General features: G+C 59.8%; 23 protein-coding genes, 2 pseudogenes and 1 riboswitch. Of the genes and pseudogenes, 11 read left to right on the top strand and 14 right to left on the bottom strand.

Annotated features, from left to right (window positions below; all coding sequences use genetic code 11):
- Positions 1–196 precede the first annotated feature (196 nt).
- The 7 genes from A5760_RS27835 to A5760_RS27825 all read right to left on the bottom strand — a co-directional run bounded on the left by A5760_RS27835 (position 197) and on the right by A5760_RS27825 (position 5,424).
- On the bottom strand, positions 197–604 hold the full coding sequence (locus A5760_RS27835; RefSeq protein ID WP_064884538.1) for a hypothetical protein: 408 nt from the start codon (positions 602–604) through the stop codon (positions 197–199).
- A gap of 442 nt (positions 605–1,046) precedes the next feature.
- Positions 1,047–1,589 (bottom strand): hypothetical protein, encoded by a 543-nt coding sequence (locus A5760_RS21570; RefSeq protein WP_231122694.1) that lies wholly within the window; start codon positions 1,587–1,589, stop codon positions 1,047–1,049.
- 8 nt (positions 1,590–1,597) lie between these two features.
- On the bottom strand, positions 1,598–3,442 hold the full coding sequence (locus A5760_RS21565) for an alpha/beta hydrolase (protein ID WP_064884536.1): 1,845 nt from the start codon (positions 3,440–3,442) through the stop codon (positions 1,598–1,600).
- Between the two features lie 186 nt (positions 3,443–3,628).
- On the bottom strand, positions 3,629–4,006 hold the full coding sequence (locus A5760_RS27830; RefSeq protein ID WP_419538266.1) for a hypothetical protein: 378 nt from the start codon (positions 4,004–4,006) through the stop codon (positions 3,629–3,631).
- A gap of 309 nt (positions 4,007–4,315) precedes the next feature.
- Entirely contained in the window at positions 4,316–4,600 is a 285-nt protein-coding gene (locus A5760_RS21560; RefSeq protein WP_064884534.1) for a hypothetical protein, read from the bottom strand.
- A gap of 112 nt (positions 4,601–4,712) precedes the next feature.
- Positions 4,713–5,021, bottom strand: a complete 309-nt coding sequence (locus A5760_RS21555; RefSeq protein WP_196772160.1) for a DUF732 domain-containing protein — start codon at positions 5,019–5,021, stop codon at positions 4,713–4,715.
- Between the two features lie 10 nt (positions 5,022–5,031).
- Positions 5,032–5,424 (bottom strand): DUF732 domain-containing protein, encoded by a 393-nt coding sequence (locus A5760_RS27825; RefSeq protein WP_419538268.1) that lies wholly within the window; start codon positions 5,422–5,424, stop codon positions 5,032–5,034.
- Between the two features lie 134 nt (positions 5,425–5,558).
- Here A5760_RS27825 and A5760_RS21550 point away from each other — a divergent pair, with 134 nt between their 5' ends.
- The 4 genes from A5760_RS21550 to A5760_RS27605 all read left to right on the top strand — a co-directional run bounded on the left by A5760_RS21550 (position 5,559) and on the right by A5760_RS27605 (position 9,832).
- On the top strand, positions 5,559–5,789 hold the full coding sequence (locus A5760_RS21550) for a helix-turn-helix domain-containing protein (RefSeq protein ID WP_064884530.1): 231 nt from the start codon (positions 5,559–5,561) through the stop codon (positions 5,787–5,789).
- Between the two features lie 438 nt (positions 5,790–6,227).
- Positions 6,228–6,689 carry a hypothetical protein gene (locus tag A5760_RS26790; protein ID WP_155764412.1) on the top strand — a complete coding sequence of 154 codons (462 nt, stop codon included), beginning with the start codon at positions 6,228–6,230 and terminating at the stop codon, positions 6,687–6,689.
- 154 nt (positions 6,690–6,843) lie between these two features.
- Entirely contained in the window at positions 6,844–8,337 is a 1,494-nt protein-coding gene (locus A5760_RS26335; RefSeq protein ID WP_082279559.1) for a serine/threonine-protein kinase, read from the top strand.
- A 16-nt stretch (positions 8,338–8,353) separates the two neighbouring features.
- Positions 8,354–9,832 (top strand): serine/threonine-protein kinase, encoded by a 1,479-nt coding sequence (locus A5760_RS27605; RefSeq protein WP_082279558.1) that lies wholly within the window; start codon positions 8,354–8,356, stop codon positions 9,830–9,832.
- Between the two features lie 108 nt (positions 9,833–9,940).
- Here A5760_RS27605 and A5760_RS26325 read toward each other — a convergent pair.
- Positions 9,941–10,147: pseudogene (locus A5760_RS26325) on the bottom strand (serine/threonine protein kinase); the annotation flags it as partial.
- 34 nt (positions 10,148–10,181) lie between these two features.
- Between A5760_RS26325 and A5760_RS27440 the strand changes: the two are divergent.
- From A5760_RS27440 to A5760_RS21525, 3 genes and pseudogenes are all read left to right on the top strand, one after another.
- Positions 10,182–10,310 (top strand): annotated as a pseudogene (locus A5760_RS27440) (hypothetical protein); the annotation flags it as partial.
- A gap of 35 nt (positions 10,311–10,345) precedes the next feature.
- Positions 10,346–11,476 carry a hypothetical protein gene (locus A5760_RS26780; RefSeq protein ID WP_155764411.1) on the top strand — a complete coding sequence of 377 codons (1,131 nt, stop codon included), beginning with the start codon at positions 10,346–10,348 and terminating at the stop codon, positions 11,474–11,476.
- A gap of 140 nt (positions 11,477–11,616) precedes the next feature.
- Positions 11,617–12,219, top strand: a complete 603-nt coding sequence (locus tag A5760_RS21525; RefSeq protein WP_064884521.1) for a recombinase family protein — start codon at positions 11,617–11,619, stop codon at positions 12,217–12,219.
- A gap of 43 nt (positions 12,220–12,262) precedes the next feature.
- Here A5760_RS21525 and A5760_RS21520 read toward each other — a convergent pair whose 3' ends face one another.
- The 3 genes from A5760_RS21520 to A5760_RS21510 form a co-directional block, all read right to left on the bottom strand.
- A complete protein-coding gene (locus A5760_RS21520; protein ID WP_231122693.1) occupies positions 12,263–13,048 on the bottom strand; it encodes an abortive infection family protein in 786 nt (261 codons plus the stop codon).
- Between the two features lie 106 nt (positions 13,049–13,154).
- Positions 13,155–13,655 (bottom strand): hypothetical protein, encoded by a 501-nt coding sequence (locus tag A5760_RS21515; RefSeq protein ID WP_155764410.1) that lies wholly within the window; start codon positions 13,653–13,655, stop codon positions 13,155–13,157.
- A 59-nt stretch (positions 13,656–13,714) separates the two neighbouring features.
- Positions 13,715–14,521, bottom strand: coding sequence for a hypothetical protein (locus A5760_RS21510; protein ID WP_231122692.1), 807 nt, complete (start codon positions 14,519–14,521; stop codon positions 13,715–13,717).
- Between the two features lie 428 nt (positions 14,522–14,949).
- Here A5760_RS21510 and A5760_RS21505 point away from each other — a divergent pair, with 428 nt between their 5' ends.
- From A5760_RS21505 to A5760_RS21495, 3 genes are all read left to right on the top strand, one after another.
- Positions 14,950–17,037 carry an McrB family protein gene (locus A5760_RS21505; RefSeq protein ID WP_155764409.1) on the top strand — a complete coding sequence of 696 codons (2,088 nt, stop codon included), beginning with the start codon at positions 14,950–14,952 and terminating at the stop codon, positions 17,035–17,037.
- Entirely contained in the window at positions 17,027–18,250 is a 1,224-nt protein-coding gene (locus A5760_RS21500; RefSeq protein WP_064884513.1) for an McrC family protein, read from the top strand. Before A5760_RS21505 ends, A5760_RS21500 begins: the two co-directional genes overlap by 11 nt.
- A gap of 691 nt (positions 18,251–18,941) precedes the next feature.
- Positions 18,942–20,300: a toll/interleukin-1 receptor domain-containing protein gene (locus A5760_RS21495; protein WP_064884511.1), complete on the top strand. Its 1,359-nt coding sequence runs from the start codon at positions 18,942–18,944 to the stop codon at positions 20,298–20,300.
- Here the strand turns inward: A5760_RS21495 and A5760_RS26775 are convergent.
- Genes A5760_RS26775 through A5760_RS21480 form a run of 3 tightly spaced genes read right to left on the bottom strand, consistent with a single transcriptional unit; the run spans position 20,297 to position 22,481 of the window.
- A complete protein-coding gene (locus tag A5760_RS26775) occupies positions 20,297–20,719 on the bottom strand; it encodes a hypothetical protein (protein ID WP_155764408.1) in 423 nt (140 codons plus the stop codon). The genes A5760_RS21495 and A5760_RS26775 overlap by 4 nt on opposite strands.
- A 57-nt stretch (positions 20,720–20,776) precedes the next feature.
- Positions 20,777–21,907, bottom strand: coding sequence for a macro domain-containing protein (locus tag A5760_RS21485; protein WP_064884507.1), 1,131 nt, complete (start codon positions 21,905–21,907; stop codon positions 20,777–20,779).
- On the bottom strand, positions 21,891–22,481 hold the full coding sequence (locus A5760_RS21480; protein WP_064884506.1) for a DUF4433 domain-containing protein: 591 nt from the start codon (positions 22,479–22,481) through the stop codon (positions 21,891–21,893). The genes A5760_RS21485 and A5760_RS21480 overlap by 17 nt, the downstream gene beginning before the upstream one ends.
- 275 nt (positions 22,482–22,756) lie before the next feature.
- A riboswitch (SAM riboswitch) is annotated at positions 22,757–22,865 on the top strand.
- 62 nt (positions 22,866–22,927) lie between these two features.
- On the opposite strand from A5760_RS21480, the gene A5760_RS21475 reads away from it, so the two are divergent.
- Positions 22,928–23,140 carry a hypothetical protein gene (locus tag A5760_RS21475; protein WP_064884504.1) on the top strand — a complete coding sequence of 71 codons (213 nt, stop codon included), beginning with the start codon at positions 22,928–22,930 and terminating at the stop codon, positions 23,138–23,140.
- Positions 23,141–23,201 lie beyond the last annotated feature (61 nt).

The raw sequence follows: 23,201 nt of genomic DNA, 5'->3' as shown, positions 1-23,201 counted from the left end.
AACCGATGCTCTACCTGGGCTTTTGCAACCTGAGCTGCAGTTTCGATACTTCTCATTCCCGTTGGGCCCCGCTCGTTACCTGCCGTTTTGTTTTCAGGTCTTGACGGCGTCAAGAGCAACACAGGGTGCGCTCTGTCCAGACACGGCGGTCGGCCCGCGCCGACCAATGCGAAAACCGGCCGATTTGATGGTCAACTCACTGGCGGCCCGCGATTGGCGTGGCGCCGAAGGCGTCTTCGCAGCCGATCGCGGCCATGCGAGACGAGAGTTGCTTGAGAAGGTCCCGGGCTGGGGTCTCGCAGTCGACGGAGTCGCGATAAGCGGCGACAGCAAGCACATGGAAGACGGAGTTCAGCTGATCGAACGAGTACCAGCGACGGCGATAGCAGCAAGCCGCGACGTCGATGACCATGCGGAACGTGAGGTATCGGTATCCGCCTGGTGAGCGCAACGGCTCTATGGCGGTGCCGTCAGTCTGTACAAATTCGCCGTGACGCAGCCGCAGATCGAGCCAGGAGTAGCTCCTCCCGAGGAGGACAGCAGCCTCTCGGACCGAGTATGTCGGCTCCAATCCGGTGATTTGTGTGATTAGGTTGGTCGACATAGTTCAGGCCTCCATTTGTGCGTTGGCAGCCGAAGCTGCGCAATACCGTCACAAATTCAGACGGAAACCGGGCCGAATCACAGGCCAAGGACAGTTAATGTCAAGGCCTGGTACGAACGCTCGGAACCTGTCGAACTGCCCAAAGGTTCGAGACGGAGGGACGTGAGCTGTGTTTTTGTCATGGAATGGTTCGTTCCTGCCCGATTAGGCTGCGTAAAACCTACGCAAAAAGTGGAACTGAGACGCGACAACCGTCGGTTGTCGTACTTGGATTTGCGAGCTGGCCCGTTTCCACATGATTCGGCGTGCTTTCCGGTCGCTAGGCCGACCAGAACTCAACCATCGGCTGACGAGTGCCGCACGCATCCCACATCGGGATGGCAGCGATCGGTGACAGCGACGAGGACGAGTGAATACGGCTACGTCACCGTCTTGGGTGGCGTCACGCCAACTGATCTTGTGGTATCGGTTCGGGCTGCATATTCGCTTTCGTGGTCATGTCTCGGCATTCGCCGTAGATGGTGATTGATCCTCCTGAGTTTTGGACTGGGGAGTAGGGATCGAAGACTGCCGTGACGCCCTGTTTGCTCAATGCAGAGGCGTGGGTGTGGAAGTCTCCTGGTGCTCCCCAGCCGTGTTGTTTGAGCGTCGCGATCATCTGCTGGATCTCGGCTCGGGACGCTTCCAGCGTAGGCGCGTGATCGTAGGCCAGCCCGACGATTCCCCGGAAAGGCGCGACAGCCTGGTCGTTACAAGAGTCACGGCTGAAATGACCCGAGACTCCTTTGAGTCCCAGAGTCGTGGCGATCTCTCGTGCTGCATCGACCACTTGGGCCTTGGATTGTTCAGGAGTCATCGGGTTAGACACCCCTCCGCTCAGATTCCTTATGCTGCTGCATGATTGAAGCGCGAGGGCGAGCGCCCCCGCTGCGGTGAGGACAACCACCGCATGCCACACGGTGTTGAGCCTCTTGAAGGTGTGCATCGATCTTTTCAATGGTAATGGCCTCCTGTCGGGCGTCGAAGCGCCTCTGGGTCGAATTCATCGGGGAGCCAATAGGTGCCGCGATGCTGTGCGGTCATGTTGTCGTGCGCCAATGCATCACCATGACCGGATGCAATATCGGCCATGCTGAACAACGATTCGTTCCCCGGTGTGAAGTAGGAACTGTGATCCTTCAGCGGGAACGTCAGGCCGGGTGCTTCGGCCTTGAATCGGGTCGAACCCCAGCCTTCGACGGCCGGGTCGCTACCGAGACCGACGGTGACTCCCGTTCCGGGCAGGTGTCCTTGTATGCCGCCAAGGTGAGTGATGGGGTCCGTAGTTGCGGCGCCGACATAGACGTGTCCGCCTTCGGGAAGGTGGAAGTCACCGGCGTTGTGGGCAAGGTCTGTTCCTGGGCACCCCACGAGCACAACGTCATTGGCGTGCATCCCGGAGCCCGCTGCGGCATCGGCCACAGTTGTGGACCCGTAGGAATGGCCCACTACGGTGACGTGTGAGTTTCCTGGTTGGTGAGTGACGCCGAGCGCGTTGACATCTCCTGCCAGCAGGCCCCCTCCGTTTCTGGCCAGCGTTGTCTGCCCTATCTGAGGGTCAATTGCGCTGTCGGGGGCGTGATATCCCATCCACACCAGAACCGAATTTGATTTGGTGGGATCGGCTCGTTGAGCTTCGTTGTAGATGTTGCGTCCATCCGTATGACTCAGATAGCCGTCGCGCACGCTGCTGCCCGTCCCCGGCACGAGCACGGTGGTGTTGTCGGATTTGTCGGGGTTGCCGATGGCGATGGCTTCTCTGCCTCGACCGTCGAACGCTTCGGGGTCGTAAGTCTGCAGGAATACCGGGTTTTTGCTGCCATCGGGGTTGGTGCCGTTCGTCTTGAGCCCATCCTGTGTCTTCAGTGCGTTGTTATAGCGGGTGATAGCCGAGGGGGTCAGGCCGTACTGCTCCGGATGTTGAGTCACCTGGTCGACGCCAACATGGGCTCGGTCAGCCGCGTTTTGCACGCGGGCGATGTCGTCGTTCATCACCGCCTGATTGACCGCGTCTCGGTTTTCGGTCTCAATGCCGTTGAGGTTTCCTAACCCTGGCGGATGGTGGGCGAGTAACTGATCACGTTGTTCCTGGCTAAGCGACTCCCACCACCGCTTGACGTCCTCGGGTTTGGTGTTCGGCGGCGGTAGTTCAATCTGTTCGGGTTTGTCCTGCGCATCCACCGGCGCAAGAGGCTTGGGGTCATATCCGTCAGCGCGCAAAGTGTCGAGAGAGTTTTGCAGCGTGGCCGAATAGCCATTGCGGGTCGAGTTCAGCTGGTTGAGAGCCTCTTTAGTGTCATTAACGGCAGCCGTTCTGAGGGCCTTGATTATCGAATGCAGCTCTTGCTGGCTCGCCGCGTCAGGATGGTCCCGCAGATCCTGCTCCGCTAAGTCGATCATGTGATCGAGCTGCTCCAACTGACCTTCCAAGGTGGCGATCTCTGCGGCACCGGCCTTTTGCGCGTCGGCCAACGCAGCGGCGATATTTTCCAAGTCAGCGCCGATCTTGGGTAACTGTTCAGACTGCGCGCCAAGCGATTTGACGGTGCGCTGCACTTCATCGGAGTTGTTGATCGGGTTGGGGCCGCCATCCTGGTGGTTCCAGGCGGCATTGAAGCGTTGCTGCGCCTGCGCGAATGCATGATCGGCCTCGGCGGTGTGGCGTCCCGCGCCGTGGAAGGCTTCCGCCAGACGCTCAATCTGGGCCGGGCTACCAGCCTGCAGAGTCCGATTGACCTCCCACGGATCGCCCCCAGCCCCGGCAACCAGCTCGGCGATGGTCAGATGCTTCAGCTGCATCGCATGCCCATACCGCGCCGCTGTGACTGGTCAACGATTCGCGTTGCACACCGGTCAACGCAGCAAGCCCCGGAGCGGCGCCGCCGACCTCTCCCGACAGCATCGCCATCCCTTCCGTGCACGGGAAAAGATTACCGCCGCGAGCTGGTCGATCAATTCACTTTCGGACTGTGGGTGGCGTGGTGCTCAAGCCCGATACTTCGCCGTCGAGTCAGCGAGATGCCAATTGAACGAGGGACTTGTTCGTTCGGAACCCCGGGGGTCTACGGTGCCATCGTCCTCGGCGATAGCGAGTTCTCGGAAAATGGTCTTCAGCTCATCAAATGAGTACCACCGGCGCCGGTAGCAATACGTTGCTACCTCCCACAGCATCTGAATACTGAAATATCTGTACCCATTGGCTGCTCGCAACGGCTCCAAGACGCTGCCGTCGGGCGCCGCAAATTCGCCTCCGCGTAACCGCTGATCGAGCCAGGAATAGCTCCGTCGGAGCAGGGCGGCAGCTTCTCGGGCCGAGTAGGTCGGCTCAAATCCGGCGATCCGGGTGGTGGCATTAGGTGGCATGATTCGGACCTCCGTCTGTGATTTGGCAGCTGAAGCTACGCATGAGTTAGCAAATCCAGATGCGAGTCGCGACGAATTACAGTCTGCGGATAAATAGATTCAAGTTAGATACGAGTTCTTGGACTTGTGCCCAGGCACCCAAAGGATTGAGATTGACCGAAGTGAGCTGCGGTTTTGCCTAACGCAACTGCATTGCTGCCCGATGAGGTTACGCAAAACCTTCGCAAAATACGGAATTGACCCACGACACCCGGCGCCTGTTGTACTCGTTGCGCGGGCCTAGGAGTTCGTTCGACCCGATGCGCGCCATCATTCCCCCGGCGCTGCGGCATGAATGCCATCGAGGCAGCCCGCGTTGAAGTCGGTCAGGTTGTACGGGTTCGGGTTCCATACGTTGGCCGCTTCCGTCTGCGCTTTGCATGCCTGGCTGGATGACACCCCGGCCCTCACCATCTTCAGCGCGAGGGTCTGGCCGACCTGATGGCCTGCGTCATACGACCGCGCATCACGGGCGGGTCCTGAGCTGCAGCCCGCAGTGCCGATGGCCACCGCGATCGCGATGAAGCCAGCGGGAGCAAATTTCTTGAGCTTCATGCCTGCTTGGACTTCCGGGCTATAGCCAGGTATCCGGCGCGGGGGCAGCCGACGCCTGCGGGCTGGTCTCGGACCATTTACTGTTCTGTCGCAAGGGTTTCATGGCTAGCACCTACGCGTTTGGGCACAGATCGCGGTTGGCGAGAACAACGAACTGGACGGCGTCGGGAAAGCTGACGTGAAAGGTGTTCATGGTGGCGTGCTCGAAGCTGTTCAATGCGGGATCGTTCCCCTGTGCCAGCACCCGACACGCCATCTGACCAACCTTTAGATACACAGCGGGCGGATATGTCGCATTCATGGGGAAGCTGCCTTCGTTCGCCACGTCGCTGATGAACGTCGACTGATCGGCATGAACGGCCGGGGCTAGCAACACCGTTGCGCCAACGGTGAGGGCAAGTGCCGCAGATGTTTTCACCATTAGGCCATCGTTACTGGCTAGACCGACATTGGTACTCACCCTGTTGATCAACCGAAGCTGGGCCCCCGTAACAAGGGTCGGCCCACGGCAGCGGTCGCGGGAGAACATTCGGGCAGTAATGATCAACCGCCTCTGAGACGAGTAATTGAAGGTGGTTTCGGTCCAGGTTTGGAAACGACCGGTTCATGTTGGTAACCAGTTCATTGGGGCTAGCCCCACCGCCCGCAGGACCCAGGTCGAGGCAAATGCGCTGAGCCAATCCGATCTCCGCTGCGGGGCTCGTCAGATTTAGAGTCGCGGGAGTCAGCCCGAGCGCGTTCAGCTCCTGTAGATACGCAACGTCATTCTGATCGGCTCGGGCTACGGGCGCCAAAATCAATGCGGCCAAGACGGCGGCTGTCATAGCGATGGTTCTCATGGCGTTCCGGATACCGATTGAGGCTCGTTTTTGAGTCATCGGATTCGGCCTCCTGCCATCGACGAGCAGCTCGAATATCCTAAATTGGGATAAATCTGCTCGCAAGGTGCGCTTTCCGGGTGGAGAAATCCATTTACTCGGAGCAGTACCAGCAGCTGTGTACGTTGCTGCGGCAGCTGCGCCGAGAAGCTGGACTCACCCAGGTGGACGTGGCTAAGCGGCTAGACGTTCCTCAATCGTTCGTCAGCAAGTACGAATCGGGCGAACGTCGACTGGATGTGATTGAACTCCGCCATGTTGCCGAGGCGATCGGAACCTCCCTGGACGTCGTAATCGCGCATCTGGCCTGACTCTTCGACGACCGCCAAGTCCAAAAGATTGACCCCGATTGCTCGCGGCGGCGTGGGGAATCGCGAAAACGAACAATGGTTGGGTCCGTGAGCACCTCCAAAATTCCCGAAGTCTCGTGATCACCGAAACAGAGAACCGATTCATCGGGACCGGCCGGGCGGTCCCTAACGCCGAAGGTGTGGCAGAGCGATGCTCGAACGTTGATTGCCACGAGTCCGCAAGGACGACCACCAAATCCCTTGATTACCGAACGCTCCGCGCCACGCGGCAACGACCCAGCAAGGTGGTCCCGGTCGTGGGTAATCTCCCCCGCGAAGCGGGTGCCGCGAGCCCAGCCCACACTTCGGCATTGCCGTAGCCGCATTCGTCGCATAAACACGAACCGATCTGTTGAAATCCGCTGCGGGACTATGCAGTGGTTGGCTAGCCTCTGAGTCGTGAGGGCGATCGTACTTGCAGCCGCTGCAGGGATGCTGTCGGTCTCGGCGGCCTGCTTTGCGTTGGTCTGTGGGCTGGTCCCTTCGGCTCTTGTCGACCCCGGACAATACGTCCGAACCCAGTCAGGGCAGGTGCGCTGCTTGGTGATGGTGAACGATCAAGGGCACGGAGGGGGCCCGGCGGTGGCTTGCGAACACGGACCCGGCTTCCCGCAAGCTCCTATGGGTCAATACGGCAATCACCTCGACCTCGCGGTCATCCATGCTTCAGGTGCCTTCAATTGGGATGACGGAAATATCGGCGGAGGAGGCGCGCCGCAAAACGACTTGGTGCTGGACTATGGCCAGACGTATCACCTCCAAAACTGGACGATCCTGCCGAACAGCGATGGCACCCGCTTCACCAACGACGCCACCGGGCACGGCATGTTTGTCAGCGTCGACAACGTCTCCTCGTTCTGAACGCCTGCGCTGCTTGCGACTTCGTCGCCGGATGCATCCAAAGACAATGCCAGCACACCGAATCCAACTGAACGAAACGGTCACGCCCACGGCCGCGCTCGGAGTTGCGGTTTGGCACGGTACGGGGCTGGGGGTTTGATGGGGACACTTAGCGATGGATGAGGTGGCGTTCGGGCGCTACCGACTGATGGAAGTGATCGGTCAGGGCGGCATGGGCAAGGTGTATCGAGCCCACGACACCGTCATTGACCGCCATGTCGCCGTGAAGGTGTTGTCCCCCGAGCTAGCGGCTGAACCCGGGTTTCGAGAGCGCTTTCGCCGCGAAGCCCACACGGCCGCTCGGCTTACCGAACCGCACATCATTCCCATCCACGACACCGGTGAAGTCGACGGCCGGTTGTATCTGGTCATGCCGATCATCAACGGCATCGATGTGGGCACCTTGCTCAAACGTGATGGCCCGATGAGCCCACAGCGAGCTGTAGTCGTGATTGAGCAACTGGCAGCCGCACTAGACGCCGCCCACGCCGCTGGACTTGTTCACCGAGATATCAAGCCTTCCAACGCATTAATGACCAATAGGGAATTCACCTACTTGATCGATTTTGGCATTGCTAACAACGTCGCAGCGACACGAGTGACCAAAACCGGTGCCATCATTGGCACTTTGGCGTACATGGCCCCCGAGCGTTTCACCGATGGCACCGCTGATGCGCGAGCCGACGTCTACTCCTTGGCTTGCCTGCTGCACGAATGCCTCACCGGCGCCCAGCCCTATCCCGGAGATAGCGCCGAACAGCAGATCACCGCTCATCTCACCCTCAACCCGCCAAAGCCCTCGATCCTCAACCCGGGTGTCCCGGCCGCCTTCGACGACGTCATTGCTCGCGGTATGGCAAAACAGCCAGCGGACCGTTTCGCTTCAGCAGGCGAACTCGCTAGGGCAGCAGCCGATGCGGAGGCGTTCTCCCAAGCACCAACCGCTTTCGCTTCCGTCCCTCGAAGGCCGGTGGGCACCCGTGAGTTCTCGGCCCGATGGCCCAATCCAGACGGCAGCGGATACACCCCGTATGCCGAACACCTTCACGCCCCTCCGCCACCGGAGCGCAAGTCTGGGCATGGGCGACTGGTATTGGTTGCCGGAGCCGTGGCTGCGTTCGTGGCTGCCGCACTGATAGCGGCACTACTGATCTTGCGAGACAACCACGAGTCGCCCCCGAGCGCTGCCGACTCAACGTCGTCGAGGGCACCGAGTACTAGCGAAACAACGGAGTCTTCGACCGTCCAACCATCATTTACGACGACGCCGAAGCCTCAAATCGCCTTGCCAGACACCGATGCCCAGGGGTTTGTGGGTTATCCCGCCGGTCGTTGCGATGCAGGCAGTACGCCAGCGCTAATGGCACGTACCACTCAGTCTTTGATCGTGGTTTGTGAGGCAGGGCCAGCGAATTATTACTATCGCGGCGTTCGTCTCAGCGACGGCGCCAGCATCGAACTGGCCAACGCGGTGCGATCTTCGGGTGGATTCGACGTCACCAATCCCGCCGATGGAACTCGCTATCAGGTGCGACCTACGGGCATCTCGATAACGTCTCCGAGCGGCCATGTGGACTCCGAACCAATGGTCGAGTACGCGGCAAGGTGATTCCGAGGGTGTGTCCATGCCTTTAACAACCGGTCAGCCCTTCGCCGGGTACACCATTGTTCGCAAGCTGGGGGCTGGCGGAATGGGCGAGGTTTATCTAGCCCAGCACCCACGGCTACCGCGCCGAGATGCCCTGAAATTGCTACCTCGCGAGTGGTCGGCCGACGAGGAGTTCCGGGCTCGGTTCAATCGGGAAGCCGATCTCGCTTCGACGCTTTGGCATCCCCACATCGTGGGTGTGCACGATCGAGGTGAAGAAGACGGGCAGCTGTGGCTCGCTATGGATTTCGTCGATGGGCTAGACGCAGCCCAGCTTCTGGCGGATCGGTATCCGGCCGGAATGCCGGTGGAGGAAGTCACACGCATTGTGACGGCGGTCGCCAGCGCGCTGGACTATGCCCACAAGCAAAAACTTCTTCATCGAGACGTTAAGCCCGCCAACATCATGCTGACCCATCTGGACGACGACGGTGAACAGCGAATTCTCCTGACCGACTTCGGAATAGCCCGCAACGTCAACGACATCAGCGGACTAACTAAGACGAACATGACTGTGGGCACCGTCGCCTACTCGGCGCCGGAACAACTGCTAGGCGAAGATCTCGATGGACGCGCTGACCAGTATTCGTTGGCGGCAACCGCATTTCATCTATTGACCGGTTCACAATTATTCCCGAACTCTAACCCCGCAGTGATGATCAGCCGACACCTCACCTCGCCACCGCCGGCACTAGCGGACCGCCGACCGGAACTTGCGAAACTCGATCCCGTCCTCGCCATCGGCCTTGCCAAGGACCCTAACGACCGATTTCAGCGTTGCTCTGATTTTGCACGTGCTTTGTCCGATGAGTCCTCTGAAGACGGAGCTGCGTCTGCGAACGCGACGACTCAGGCGGTAGGGCAATCACGCAGCAAGACCTCCAAACTGGCTGCCAGGCAGCCCAAACGACCCGCCGCTCGATCTCGGCTTGTCAGGGTAGTTCTGGGCGGATTCGCCGCGACCGTTCTGCTGATCGGCGTCATCGGGGTCGTCCGATGGCGGCCATGGCAGCACTCGCCATCGAGTAACGCTGTCATCTCATCGAGCACTGCACCGACCACACCCACAACGACCGCGACGGCAGCCGGACCTGCCCCTGTCCCGACTCGTGCTGCGCCGGAGCCGCCGCTTCCTACGAGTACGGTGGCGACACCGTCGGCGACGGTGCCAGCCCCTGCGTCCAACCCCAACGGACCCGGATGTTCACCGCAGCGACGGGACAAGTGTGGTCAGTGGACGCCGGAGGAGGCCGCATTCGCCTGCAGGGCAGTCTTGGGGGGAGCCGACTACACCACAGACCTCAAGCGCATGCTGATGAATCGCTACGGCCTGAGTGACGAGAGCGCCTTCTTCCTCGGCAAGGAGGCCATGTACAGCATTAATAGCGGCGGCTACATCAACACCGGGGGCAACGCCGACGGCCCGCATCCCTTGTGCAACGACTTCGTTCCTTGACAAGACGTCCGAGCCTACCGACGCCAACCGCGAGTCGATGGTTCGACCTGAGATCGAGTACCAGACATAGGAACCCATAGCCCTTGAACCTCTGAGAGCACGCGCCAGGTGCCACAGCTTTGAGGCGAGATCAGTTTCGCGGTTTAAACCGAGCGCGGTAGTCGGGGTCTGCTGATACGTCCGCCGGGAGCACCTTCAGGGCGTCTCGTTTCGGCAGGCGAGGGTACTCGGCCAGGTAGACCTCGCCCATCCCCCGGACCCGAGCAGGCGCAAGATCGTAAACCCGGCGAAGGTCTCTCCGATTCTCAGTGACATAGCCTGGAGCGCTGCATTATTCGCGGAAGAGGGGCATCTGGTGCTGCCGGTGATCGGCTGTGTACTTCCCCACGAGAACACCCGCCGCATCGAACGGTCGATTCGCGCCGGTCGGGCGCGAGTGCGAGTTGAACGACTCGATGTAGCCGTTGCGATTCGTCGCGCAGTAAAAGCGCTGTGTTGAGTTACGTTTCTGCTATGACCGAGCCGCCTCCCAGTGATGAAAAGCAAGGCGAGTGTCCCGACCAACCGCCGGTTAGCGAGCCATCAGAAACCCACGGGGAGTACGGGAACGACGCGCAGCCAGAGCCGGGCAGATCCGACCAAAACGAGCCGAGGATACTCGACCAACGCGACGTTGACCGACCGGACACAGTCCCGCTAGTCACCGGCGAACCGCCGTCGAACGCGCGCGAGCATCCGCCAGATGAAATGCCACAGGCGTCTGCCTCCGGGCATCTGCCGGTGATGTTCCCCTTGAGTTCCGTGCCACCTGAGGAATCCAAAACTTCACCATCAGAAGGGGGGCGCGGGAAGCGTGACAAGTTCGAACCGCGGCAATGGCACTGGTGGCTAAGTGTCGTCCTCGGCCCAATGGTTACCATCATCAGCGTTGTTGTCGCTGTCACGGCCCTACTCATCAATCACAGTGACAGCGAACGTGCCCTAGCAGCCACCAAGCTTCCTTCCGTAAATGGGTCACCAGGTCAGCCCATTGCTGATATAGCCGACCCGTGCTCGGAGTCTCCCAGCAATATCGCTGGGTGGGGACCCGATAGGCCCATGGTCGGCGGCGAAACATTTCTGCCGTGGGCCGGGTTCAACTCCAATCGCTTCAGCGCAGAGCTGGACGGCGACGAGCGAAATATGTTCGGAGGCCGGGAAGTCAACAGTAGCCAGCTCTGGAGCAACAACCTTCGCGTCGAGGCAAACAAGACGTACGTCCTGCGGATTTACATACACAACAGCGCCGCGGACACCTCTCAGACTGTCGCGAGGGGCACCCGCGTACGCATTCCGTTGCCATCCTGCAAGGGCAGGAAAATCGCCGTCAACGGCTTTATTTACTCGCCCGACGCGTTTCCGATTCAGATCTGGGGTGGCGTGAACTTGACAGCCGACAGCCCATTTCGAGTGAGTTATGTCGTCGATAGTGCGAAGTTGGAAGGCAACTTCACGTTGCACGGCGACGGTGATCGCGTTCTCGGCACCGATTTTCTTGGCGAACCGGGACAACTCGTCGGTCAGCCTCGGCGTGACGGCAACGTCCGTGGCGGTCTAGCCAACGTGATGTACTTCTCCATCCTTGTGCGGGTGTCGATGGACTGATCCCGTATCAGGCGAATCTCAAATGAGACCACATACAAGACACCGAGCGGCAGGTCCGACTCAGTCGCGTTCGCCGACGTCGGGTTGTCTCAAAACTTTGTCTTGGAAATAACTTTCGCAAATCTGCGATTTCCATACTTATGAGTCATGAGAACAGCAGCGGCCGAACCCCAGTCGGGCAGCTGGTCGGCTACACCCGGGTGAGCACCGTCGCCCAGACTCTCGATCAACAGAACGCCGCGCTCGAAGCGGCGGGTGTGGCGAAGACCTTCTCGGACATCATGTCCGGCGCCCGTGATGATCGCCCCGGTCTGGCCGCGCTGATGGAGTACGTCCGCGAAGGCGACACCGTGGTGGTGTGGAAGTTGGACCGACTCGGCAGGAATACATTGCACATTTTGGAGACCGTCAAGGCCCTGACGGATCGTGGTGTCACCCTGATATCGGTAACCGACGGTATCGATTCATCGACTGCGGTGGGCCGGATGATGATCGGGGTACTCGGGTCCCTAGCTGAGTACGAGCGGGAGTTGATGAAAGAACGCACCGCCCTCAAGCGGGCGACTTCGCGGGCGAACGGCACCAAGTTTGGTAGGCCCCGCAAGATTCGGGAAATCCAGGACCTCGCTACGGCCAAGCGCATGAAGCTCGACGGCCACACCGGGAAGGCGATCGCGAAGTACCTGGGCGTCAGTCGTGCCACCGTCTACAGGTACCTAGCCGATGCTTCGGCGATCATTTGACCCACCTATATGAACACACCATTTGGGGTGCTCAGGCGCTTCGTCACGTCGGTGACCGCATCGGTTTTTCGACATGAGTGTCGATAAGGAATCCCGCCACGGCGAACCCGGCATTGACAGCCAGCTTCGCGTGACGCGGAGCTGGCCGAACTGAAGCCTTTCCGCGCCCGTGCGAGTCGCTGAGGCTATTGCGCATCGCGGCCAAACCATTCACCACGGTGACTACCCCACTCAGAATCTGCTTGATGATCTGCTCGGAGTGTTGGTCCGGCGCGATGTCCATGGACGCCGCAGCCGCCTTGTACAACTTCGCAAGATCACCAGTTTCTTCGTACTCCGCGCCACGTTCGTCGCAGATGTGCTTGCAGACGCTTTCTAGCGTGGTCCTGGTTGCGGTGATCGCTCCCTCGGGGTCGCTGACAACTTTGGCGAGGGCGGCGTCCCATGTTCGCCGGACCGCTTCCCAGTCCTCAAGCTGGTCGAGTCGGTCCGAGGCGGCCATCGCTCCTGGGGCGCCGTCGTCGAGCAACAGGCCACGCAACTTTGCGATGTTCTCGTCTGACGGCATCGGATACTTGCTCCGGCCGTCGAAAGTGCACAGGTCGAGCAGGAAGCGCCGTTGGTCTTCGAGCGAAAGGGCGTTGAGCCCCGTTTGAAATAGCTCCCAGCGCGAGGGACCGCCCCCGCTCATGGTGTAAGAACCCAGCACATCGGTGTAGTCGGCGAGCAATCGATGAATCTCCGGGCCGCTGAACCCGGTATCGCGAGCGAACATGTCAGTTGCGAGATTGACTATGCGGTTCGACAGCGCGGTCTTTGGCTTCGGCACGATCAGATCCTTGCACCCGCAAGGCTCCGCTCTGCGGAGTTCCGACTGAGTGGTGGTCCAGTCGGTAAGTTCGCCATACCCGTCGCACGGCAGTCCCGGCGTCACTTTATGAGCACTCACCACCATGGCGCGTCCAGGCCCATTCACAGTCGGTATTGGTGCATAGGGCCGGTTCGGACCTGATTTCTCGCTCGTAGGAAGCCTGAGCACCTTGTGCTTTCGCGGCCGTCACGGGGATGTCAGGGTTGACGGTTCGGAACTTGGCTATCACCGTTTCCACGTAGTGCCGGGTTTCAGGCGTGAGGTTGTCGTCGAGCACGTAGCGGTAGTGATGGGCCTGGTTGTTTGCCGTCTCCCGACCGTCGTTCTTCTCGTTAACCACGACGCGGATAATCCCCTGCTTCATTTTTCGGGCGTGATTGAGCAGCCAGTCGGCGTAGTCGATTTTGATACCCAATCGCTCCGCGAGGAGATCCCGGTCAGTGCCACCCTCTTCTAAAAACCGGATGGCTTTACCGAACTGGTGATTACCTGCCATCTCGTGCTGGGCTAACTCAGCCCACACTCCCGGCGGGGGCGGGAAAACCTCATCGAGACCTGGATTCATGCGTTCTCCTCTAATCATTGGTCGGCATGTCTGTTCCAGAAGGTTTGGGCTTGCGCTCGTCACGCCCTCACGGCTGATATGCCGATCATGACGTCGTGGCGGAGAGCGGGATCGACGGCCAGGTGCATGCCTAGGGTGGTGATCCTGCCGTCGAGCGGATGCCATGCGCGGTCCGGGCGAGTACGCCCCAAGATTGGATCGAGGGAGTCAATCGTTGGCTTCCACAGGTTCAGCCAGTTTCTCCCGGATCCGACGAGGAAGGCGAGTTCGAGCTTGACAGGTCCGGGTGGAAGTTCTTCTGCGCCAGCGACAGCGGCATGGATCTGAGCTTGGGCGGCCTGAGCCTCCCACGACGCTGTCGTTGTTACCCGCAGTACGTCCGTCGACGGCGCGGGGATCTGGCAAGCAGCTTCGATGCGCACGAACGAATGCTCGCTATGGCGCTTCGTGCACCATACCGAGACCAGATCGCGATCCTTGAGGCGAGAAGCCAACGGGAGCGCGTAGTTATCGAGGTCCGCCATGTTGAGCAGGTCCCGTCCAGTTGGGAGCCCGACATCTAGCCGGAGTGCCCACGGGCCTTCGACCCGCGAGGCTGCGAGCAGTTCTTCGGTGTCGTCGAGAAACGCATGCAGCCGGACTTGATCTGGATCGTCGGCCTTATTCCAGGATGCCAGCCGAGGCGTGACTCTCAGTTGCTGTTTGTGACCTTCGGGGCGGGAGTACCACCGCATCGGCGCCACGGCCGTCTCTTGAGCTGGGACCAGAACTTGGGCCGCAAGGTTGGACGCGACTCCCCGGTCATTAGAGCAGTTTTCACCTTGGCGCCGTGACATGGACGACAGCATAAAGACGCGCTCTGACATCGCCGTGGTTAATGGACTGAGTGAAACCTGGCAGGTCAGTCTTGAGTCTCAGTGTGGCCTGAAGCGGTGTCCGTGAAAACCCGGTTGGGCGCGATGCCTGCGGCGCCGACGGCTTCGTGCTGCTGGTCGACAATGCTCATGTCTACAAAGAACAGCTGTTGTCCGACGATTCATCCGGTGTCAGATCCCGGGAAAACTCGGACTCTCCCGTGACACCAGGAAACCAGACTGCTCGGCCTCGTAGATTCTGGTGCCTGCGGTCTGGTGGGCCCGGATCCCAAATCTTCAGAAACGACACCTGTTCGGCGAACTCGCCTGCATCATGACAGTGCTGGGAACAACCTGAACGCTGCCCAGCGTCAGTGGGAAGTTGCAGACTTTATGCCTGCTGGGAACGGGCGGTGATCGAGCGATCGGGGGGAGCCGAAGTGGCGCGCACCTACAACATAGATAATCCCGGCGAGGCGGCCCGCTCAATTGAACGATGGTTCCCGAAAATGTTCGGCGTTGAGATCAGCGCCCGGCAGGTACAGGCCTACTTTGACTATCGCGAGGAGTTCGAGACCCAGCAGCGCCAGGCTGGTAGGAGGTTCAGGAACAACACGCGCCCCATTAACGATCCATCACCGGTGGCGATCGACTGTGCAAACTTCCTCACCACCAACAAGGGGGTCCCCGTAGATGCGTCGCAAATTCAGGCCCTCTGGAACCATCACCGGAGTTGGCAAAGCAGTCCGGAACGCTATGCGGAACGCGGGGAAGGGCAAGTTGACGCACTGAACAAACAGACGGCTGGCGCCGCATACTTTATCCTCAATCAGCGCGAGGTACGTGCCGATGACGATGGCTACAACGATGTGGAAGGACGAAGCTACCACTGGACTTCCCAGTCGTCCGGAGCATGGAAGCAGCTGTCGACCTCGTCGGGCGCCCGCTTTATCTACTACCGCCCCAGAACGGCGTCGGACGGAACAACGCAAAGCTACTTCGGAATGGGGGTGATCGGCCAGGTTTCAGAGCAAGCGCCTGGTGACTTCGTGGCGACCATCGAAGACTATGTGCGCTTTGAACGGCCGGTGCCGTCGGCGGACGGGCCCGTTGTCAACCATCAGACATCAATCCTGCCGATCACCAAAGAAGATTTCGACAAATTAATCAGGCTGGGCGAAGGCCACCCAAGGCCTAGGCAAAAGATTTGGATCTTCCAGGCCAACCCACACATGTTCGATCTGAGGGACTTTCTCACCCAGCCGTCAACTCAGATCGGCGACGTCGACAGCTGGCTCCTACGCCAGCACGCAAACGATGTCTCTGACGGCGACACCGTCCTGCTGTGGACGGCAGGGGAAAACGCAGGCATCTACGCGACCGGCACGATAATCGGCGAGAGCTTCACGAGGGACCGCGAGGAGTGGGAACCCACCGACGCACCGCCGGAGAGCCGCGCCATCCGCTACCGCCTGGAACGCATCCTCCTGGAAAAACCGGTACTGCGTCGAGACCTTATGGAGCACCCGGTCTTGAGGGATCTGTTGATCATCCGCCAACCCAACGGCACGAACTTCCCTGTCAGCGAACAACAGTGGGAAGCATTGCGCCCGTTGATCGAATTACCGAGCCGCACCCAGGCGACACCGCTGCCGCCTCCGCAGCGATTTGATGCATCGGACGATTTAGAATGGCTAATCCGCGAAACCTTATGGAGCAGAACCGAGGTCGAGGATGTCATCGACACGATCCGCACACGTCGGCCCCAGATCATCCTGGCGGGCCCCCCGGGCACCGGCAAGACCTGGGTCGCGGAGCGGATCGGGCGATTTCTCACCGGTGGCCAACCGGATGCTGTCCATGTCGTGCAGTTCCACCCGAGCTACGCCTACGAAGATTTTGTGGAGGGGTTGCGGCCTGTCGCACGCAACGGACAAGTGGCGTTCGAGGTGGTCTCCGGAGCACTGGTCAAAATCGCGGATCATGCCCGCCGGGTCGCTCATCCTGTTGTCCTCGTGATCGACGAGATGAACCGGGCGAACCTTCCCAGCGTCTTTGGTGAGCTGTTATACCTGCTCGAATATCGCGACAAGGAAATACGACTGCTTCACCGTGATCGTTTCTCACTGCCGCCGAATCTGTACGTAATCGGCACTATGAACACGGCGGATCGAAGCATCCGCAGCGTCGACACCGCCCTCAGAAGGCGATTCGACATCTTCGACTGCCCACCTCGGCCCGACATCCTCGATGCCTACTACCGCAGCGGGGGAAACAACTCCGAGGTCTCCGGACTGGTCGAGGGCCTACGGAAACTGAACGATATGTTGACCCAACATCTCGACCATCACCACACAATCGGCCACACCTTTTTCATGGCAAAACGCCTCAGCCACAAAGACATTCACCGCACATGGCGTCGGCAGATCCGGCCACTGATCGATGAGTATTTCTTTGACCAGCCTGATCTTGTCCAGCAGTTCGACCTCGCGATGTTCTGGCCGAGCCACCCCGCCCATGAAGACTGAGCGGCTCATCGAGTCGAAAACCACGACGGTGACGCTCACCGACAGCCAAGCCTATGAACTGCGCCGGATCGGCCGTGCCCTGGCATCCCGGAAACAATGGTGGGGAGCCAGCGACCACGCCGATGCCCGGGACCGCAGCGTTGTGCGATGCGAACGCCTCGCAGATGCCCGGCACACCGTCAGGGTGTCCGACGCGATCGGAGCCATCGGGCTGGGAGATCTGCAACTGATCATCGAACCGAAGATCCCGCTGCCGCACCTGCTATATCTGTTGGTCGAGTCGAACCAGGTCCCACGGTCGCTGTATGAGCGGTCGAGCCTCGGGGTCGACGATAATTTCTTTAGTGTCATCGCACGATGGTTCGTTCATACCTTTGAGGTGCTCCTGAGGCACGGACTGGCCAGTGACTATGGGAGGGTCACCGGCGACTTGCCGTGTGCGCGGGGACGCATCCACACAGTGAAGACCGCGCAGTCAGTCCTGGCGGGTCGTCCCGTAATCCGCTGTGAATTTGATCGATTCGGCGAAGACACCAGTTTGAACCGGGTTCTGAAAGCAGCGATTGTAAGGCTGCTCGGGTTGCCTGGCTTGCCGTTAGGCCTACGGCAGCGCTGCCGACGAATTCATCACCGGCTAAGCAACATTGGAGAACTCCGGCGGGCCGATGTCGGCGCCAGACCAGATGCCCTGAGCCGACGCTACCGCGATGCCCATCCACTGGCGCTGGCCATACTTGCGAGCACGGGCCTCAGCATGAAAGAGGGTGAAAAGTCAACCTGGACTTTCCTGTTCCGGACACCGGAGGCCGTCGAAGAAGGCTTGCGGAATTCGCTGCGTTCACATCTTGAGCCAGACTGGAAAATCCAGAAAACCGCCAAAATCCTGCTCGGCGACCGCAATAGAAGTCTCAATCCTGACCTTGTCTTCGGCCACAACCACGCCGTCGGTGACGTGAAGTACCGTCTCACTGACGGCGGAGAAATCAAACGGGGAGAGCTGAACCAGGTCACAACCTTCGCCACCGGATACCACGCGAAGAAGGCGACGGTCATCGGGTTCGGGCCGTGCGAGATAGGCGAGGAAGTGTTCGTCGGATCCGTCCAAGTGAACGGGTTCAACTGGAATTCCGACAAGGTGACACCGGAGCAAGCGGCCATGAGGCTCGCGGAGAAAGTCGGAAGCTGGCTCACCCAAGCTGCGACCGCGACGTGATGAACTGCGAGTAAAGTCCGCGCCAATGGCACCAAGTCGGGCGACCTCGCAGGACTGACGACAACGTGTTGACCACCCCAAGGCGCATGCGAAAGACGGGGATACAAGTAGAGATCTCGCTCGGTTCCTCGGCGTTTCTCGGACAACTGCATCTACATATCCGGCCGATGCTTCCGGGGTCGGCTAACCACTCGCAGGGGAAATTACGAGGGTGACGATTTTGTCGGCTGTTTGGGTCGCACCCTCGCGTCGCGCACCGCAAGTTATGACCTGACCATCGGTTTACCGCAGGTCGATACGAGACCAGATTCAATTCCCCCAGAGATTCGGCGGCGTCTCGGTGAGCCCGCTGTACCAAAGTGGGATTTGATCCCTCCTGCATGGGCCCATCACCCAACGGATGAGCGCGAGCGCACCGAGGAGCAACACATTAGCCCTGTCGGGGGCGGGATCCGTGACGCCAGCCGTGCGGCTGATGGCGATGAGTTTAAAGTTGCTGCCCAGAATTTCCTGAGCGAGCTTAACGACTGGTGAACACGGTTTACGTCATGGCTGGGGGATTCTGACATCACAAGATTTCGGGGGCTTGGACGGATAGCACGTCGCTCTGATCGCCGTAATTGGTGGTCCGATACGCGGCGGATGGACATAATCTGCAGCATGACCCATTCCAATGACTGGCTTTGACCCAGTGCTCTACGACGCGTTCATCTCCCATGCAAGTGAGGACAAGGACGACTTCGTTCGCCCGCTCGCCGAGAGGATGCGAGACCAGCACATCAAGGTCTGGTTCGACGAATTCAGCCTCCGTGTCGGCGATTCGCTCCGACGGTCGATCGACAAGGGCCTGAGGCAATCCCGGTTCGCCATCGTTGTCCTCAGCCCCAGATTCTTCGCCAAGGACTGGCCCGAATGGGAGCTCGACGGCTTGATCGCGCGAGAGATCGCAGAGCGCGGGATACTTCTGCCGGTCTGGCATGGGGTGACACGCGATGACGTCTTGAAATATTCACCACCCCTCGCGGACAAGCTGGCGGTGCCGAGCGCGGTCGGGATTGAAGAGGTGGTACGCCGACTCTGTGACGTCATGCGCCCTCAGGGCTCGACGCTGGTAGTCGCGCGCGATCACCTTATCGATCTGGGGTACGAGCCACCGGTTGTAACCGACGACTGGTGGCTTGATGTCGCGGCGGCATCGGAATCGAACGACATGGAGGGCGGCTGGCAATCCGCAATGGGCTGGGGTAGATGGGGATTCCCGCTACCCGCGCCCTCGCGAGAACCCACGGAGCGTGGACGTCGACTAGCCCGGGCTGCGATGCAGATGCAGTGGCAGAACGCCGCCGACGATATCCCGATTACCCAAGTGACGCACCCTGATCAAGTTCACGAGTTCATTGACTACACACCCGGCCTGGCCGACGTATGTCATGAATATCCGCACTACCTTGGCGTGTACGCGCCACAACTTACTATCCGTGGCTTCGGCGGCCAGTTCGAAGGCGAGTTTGAGGCGCTGTACGACCTATCGTGCAGCCGGAATCCTAAAGGTCGCTGCGATGAGCAGTACGTGCTGCGGGATCCAAATCTGGCCACTTACGATGCGAGCGGAATCGCGTGCGATTTTGTTCAGGGATACGGCGTAATAAGTGGTCCATCGGCCACCTACTACGCCGAGCCCGAATACATCGCGTGGCTATTGTCTGACCGCAGTAGATTCCTACCCGAAGAGATCAGATCAGTCCTCACGGTCGGCATGGCGGAATGGGGAGTGTGGCCCTGGACCGAGAGTCTTCATCGCCTGGACGACTTCGGATATGAGCAGGGCAAATTTGATGGCCAGCTCCAACAGGAGCTTCTTTCTGTCGAATCGATCGACATGTTCCACCCAAGTCGCCAGGCGATCGAGGACGCGGTGCATCGAATGAGCTTCAGCGCACGACTCCTGGCCTTGCCCGAGAGCGGCGACCAGCTGGCCGAGCGGCTGCTATCACCCCAATTCTTGGCCCCGTATTTCTCTCACCGAACTGCCCGGCGAGAGAACCGCTAAAAGATGCGGTCTCCGGGGGCCAGAGGTGTCCCACACCGGCAGCATCGTCCGCGTGAGTTTGGCCCCTCCATATGTTCGGGGCACTCATCAGGCTTCTTTGGCCAGTCGTCAAATTCCAGCTGCTGGCGGTGAAGTCGTTCAGCCAGAGCCTTTTCCTCGGGATCAGCGATTTCGTAGCCGTCCTCCACCCGGATCCACCGCCCCGCTACCACGAGCTCCATCGCAGTCAACGACGTCTCAGCACCGAGATAGCTATCGGAAATAAACCCGGGAGTGTCATGCCGAACGCTCGCCCCAATCGCAAACGCACTCAATTCAAATGCAGCGCGGGACAGCGTTACATTGCCGCCGCCCGAGCCCTGCTCTACGCGGAAGAACTCACGATGGTCATCGTCCTCGAAGTCGCCACTAGTCACCATGAGGACTTTCCTTTCGAATGCCTCACCCCGCGCCGCTGAGCCGGGGTGCTCATCGATTTATGCGTCGATCAGCTCATCGATGAGCTGTTCAGCAGCTTCGTCGAGTTCGACGTTCAGCCAGCCCTGCAGCCCTAGGACCGCCAATGCATCAACGATGGCAGCACGCTTCACAGGTGGCTTCCGGCGAATCTTCCACTCTTCGACAGCAGCAATCACTTCACTCGCGGTCGGACGAGCCTCACGCTCCTGCGCAAGTCGCAATGCTGCGTAGTGGACGGTTGCGGCGACCTCGGCTGTCGAAGTATTCATACGCGACATGAGGTCGGCTGTCCGCTCGACCGCAGGGCGCCATTGCTCCATCTTCTCGCGGTAGCTGTCCACAGCGTCGCCATATGTTGACCCGACCTTCACTTCAAACATTTTGCCCCGTTGACATTCCACAGCGAGACCGTTGTTCTGGAGCCGCGCAGTGTGCTGCTTCAGTGCATGGGCGAACGGGCCGTAGCTGTTGGCCTCAAAACGCAGTCCAGTCGGTATGCCAGCCTGGGTGGCGAAGTAAACCAGCTTCTGGAACATGACTCGACCGACCGGCCAGTGATACTGCTGCCGTTCTATCCGGTCGAGGATGGCGATAACCGCGACCCACTCTGGCGCTACGAATTGATCCGGCGGTGCATCCCCGCCGGGAGACGGGATGAGTTCCATCTGCTCGAAGGGGATTGCTTCACCCTGCGGTGCATATAACTGAACGGGAATGTCAAACCGAGCGAGATGCCTTGCGAGAGTGGGTCCCACCACCTTCCATTCGAGTTGGCCGTTTCCACACCCCAATGGTGGGACAGCTATCGATGTAATGCCCCATTCTTTATAGTGCTTTTCGAGATAGTTCAGCCCGTCGACGATGTCCTGCAGGCGGCTGACGGCTCGCCAGTGCTGCTTGGTTGGGAAGTTGACGATCAAGTGATCCTCTGCTTGGAAGACATACGGTTGGCCCAACCGAACCTCGTTTCGATCACAGCGCGCGACGTAGTCCCTGAACATCTCGGGGTAGCGACGCTTGAACGCCAGCGCAATTCCTTTACCCATAACTCCGACGCAGTTGACGGTGTTGACCAGTGTCTGAGCTCGCGATTCGAGTACATTGCCCGAAGTCAGTGTCACGTTGCGTCCTTCATTCGAAGAAGACATGCCGATACACCTTTCCTTCAATCTCGGGACAGAGTTGCTGGCATTGGGCAATCACCGCGTCGGAGTAGACGTAGCAGCCTATGAGGTGCACGACTGCTACGCCGTTAGGTACGAGAACTTCGGCGCATCGTTTCCTCTTCCACTCTCTATATGTCCACGGGTCAGAATGTGTCCACGAGTGCGCGTAGACGCGAGCTTCTTCCAGCCCCGCTATGCCGCCCGGCGACGGTCCGCACTTGGTCGACGGTGACGCGGCGTTGCCATCGGTGATGACCGTCCCCGGAATGTCCAACACCGCAGGGTGGACCCGGAGGACTGCAATCGACGTCTTTTGGTCGAGCCGCTTGTACATCATCGCGTTGCGCGCATCAAAGTAGAGATTGACGTAATCATGAAGGGCCAAACCGTTGGGCACCGTCAGACCGGCACGTATGTCTTGCGCCGATTGCAGAGCAATCGAGACATGTTGGAGCCGCTCGGCAGAATTATGGCTGAGAATGCCATGGGTGCCGATCGACGCCAAGTTGGCGATCGGGGTGATGTAGTGCAGCTCCTTGACTCGACTGCGGTCCACGCTTCAACCTCTGCCTCACTGTGCGGCACCGCTCTCACGGCGACGTCATCACACATGGCTGCACTGTACGACCGGCCGCCGACATCGCCGAGCAACGCGCCGCTCTGACGTGGCGTGTTACTCATTGCGGTGGCTCGGCCACAATGCTGCCATGGCGTCCGGCTGCGGGAACGATGTCGGTTGACAGATCGTTGTGCCACCGTAATGCAAATAGTGGTGTGAACTTGTGGTACTGGCTGGGACGTGAACTGGGTTTCGCAGCCCTAATAGTTGGTTTGCTACGGATGCGCCATCAAGCCCCCGGCTCGGCACACACCAACCCCACGCTCATGGGTGGTCCGAGTGATGAAGCGGTCGAGCCAAGCGGGTCGGCAACAGCGCCTCTCTGCGGAGGCCCGGAAAACACGGAGGCTCGATGTGGTCTCGACCGTCAAAAGGAGGCACCTATGAGTGCTGAGCGCGGCTGGATCGGTGAACCGCAGCCAACCAAGGAGTGGCACACACCAGGTTGGCTGAGCGAAAAGGGTACCGGCCATAGCCACTTCCACTCCGGCATCTCCACCCTGAACCTGACCGAGGAGCAAGGGGCCAAGAGCGCCGAATCCGAAATCGACCACGGTCACAACGGGCCCTGGGGATCGCCAAGCGGTACCGGTTAGGGCGTAATCATGGCTGAAGGGGCGAAGTCGCTGATGAACTTGGATTGGCCTAGGCCACAAG

Origin of the sequence: Mycobacterium colombiense (assembly GCF_001665835.1) — a bacterium.
GTDB classification, from domain to species: Bacteria; Actinomycetota; Actinomycetes; order Mycobacteriales; family Mycobacteriaceae; genus Mycobacterium; species Mycobacterium colombiense_A.
This window is presented reverse-complemented; position numbering and strand designations above follow the sequence as displayed.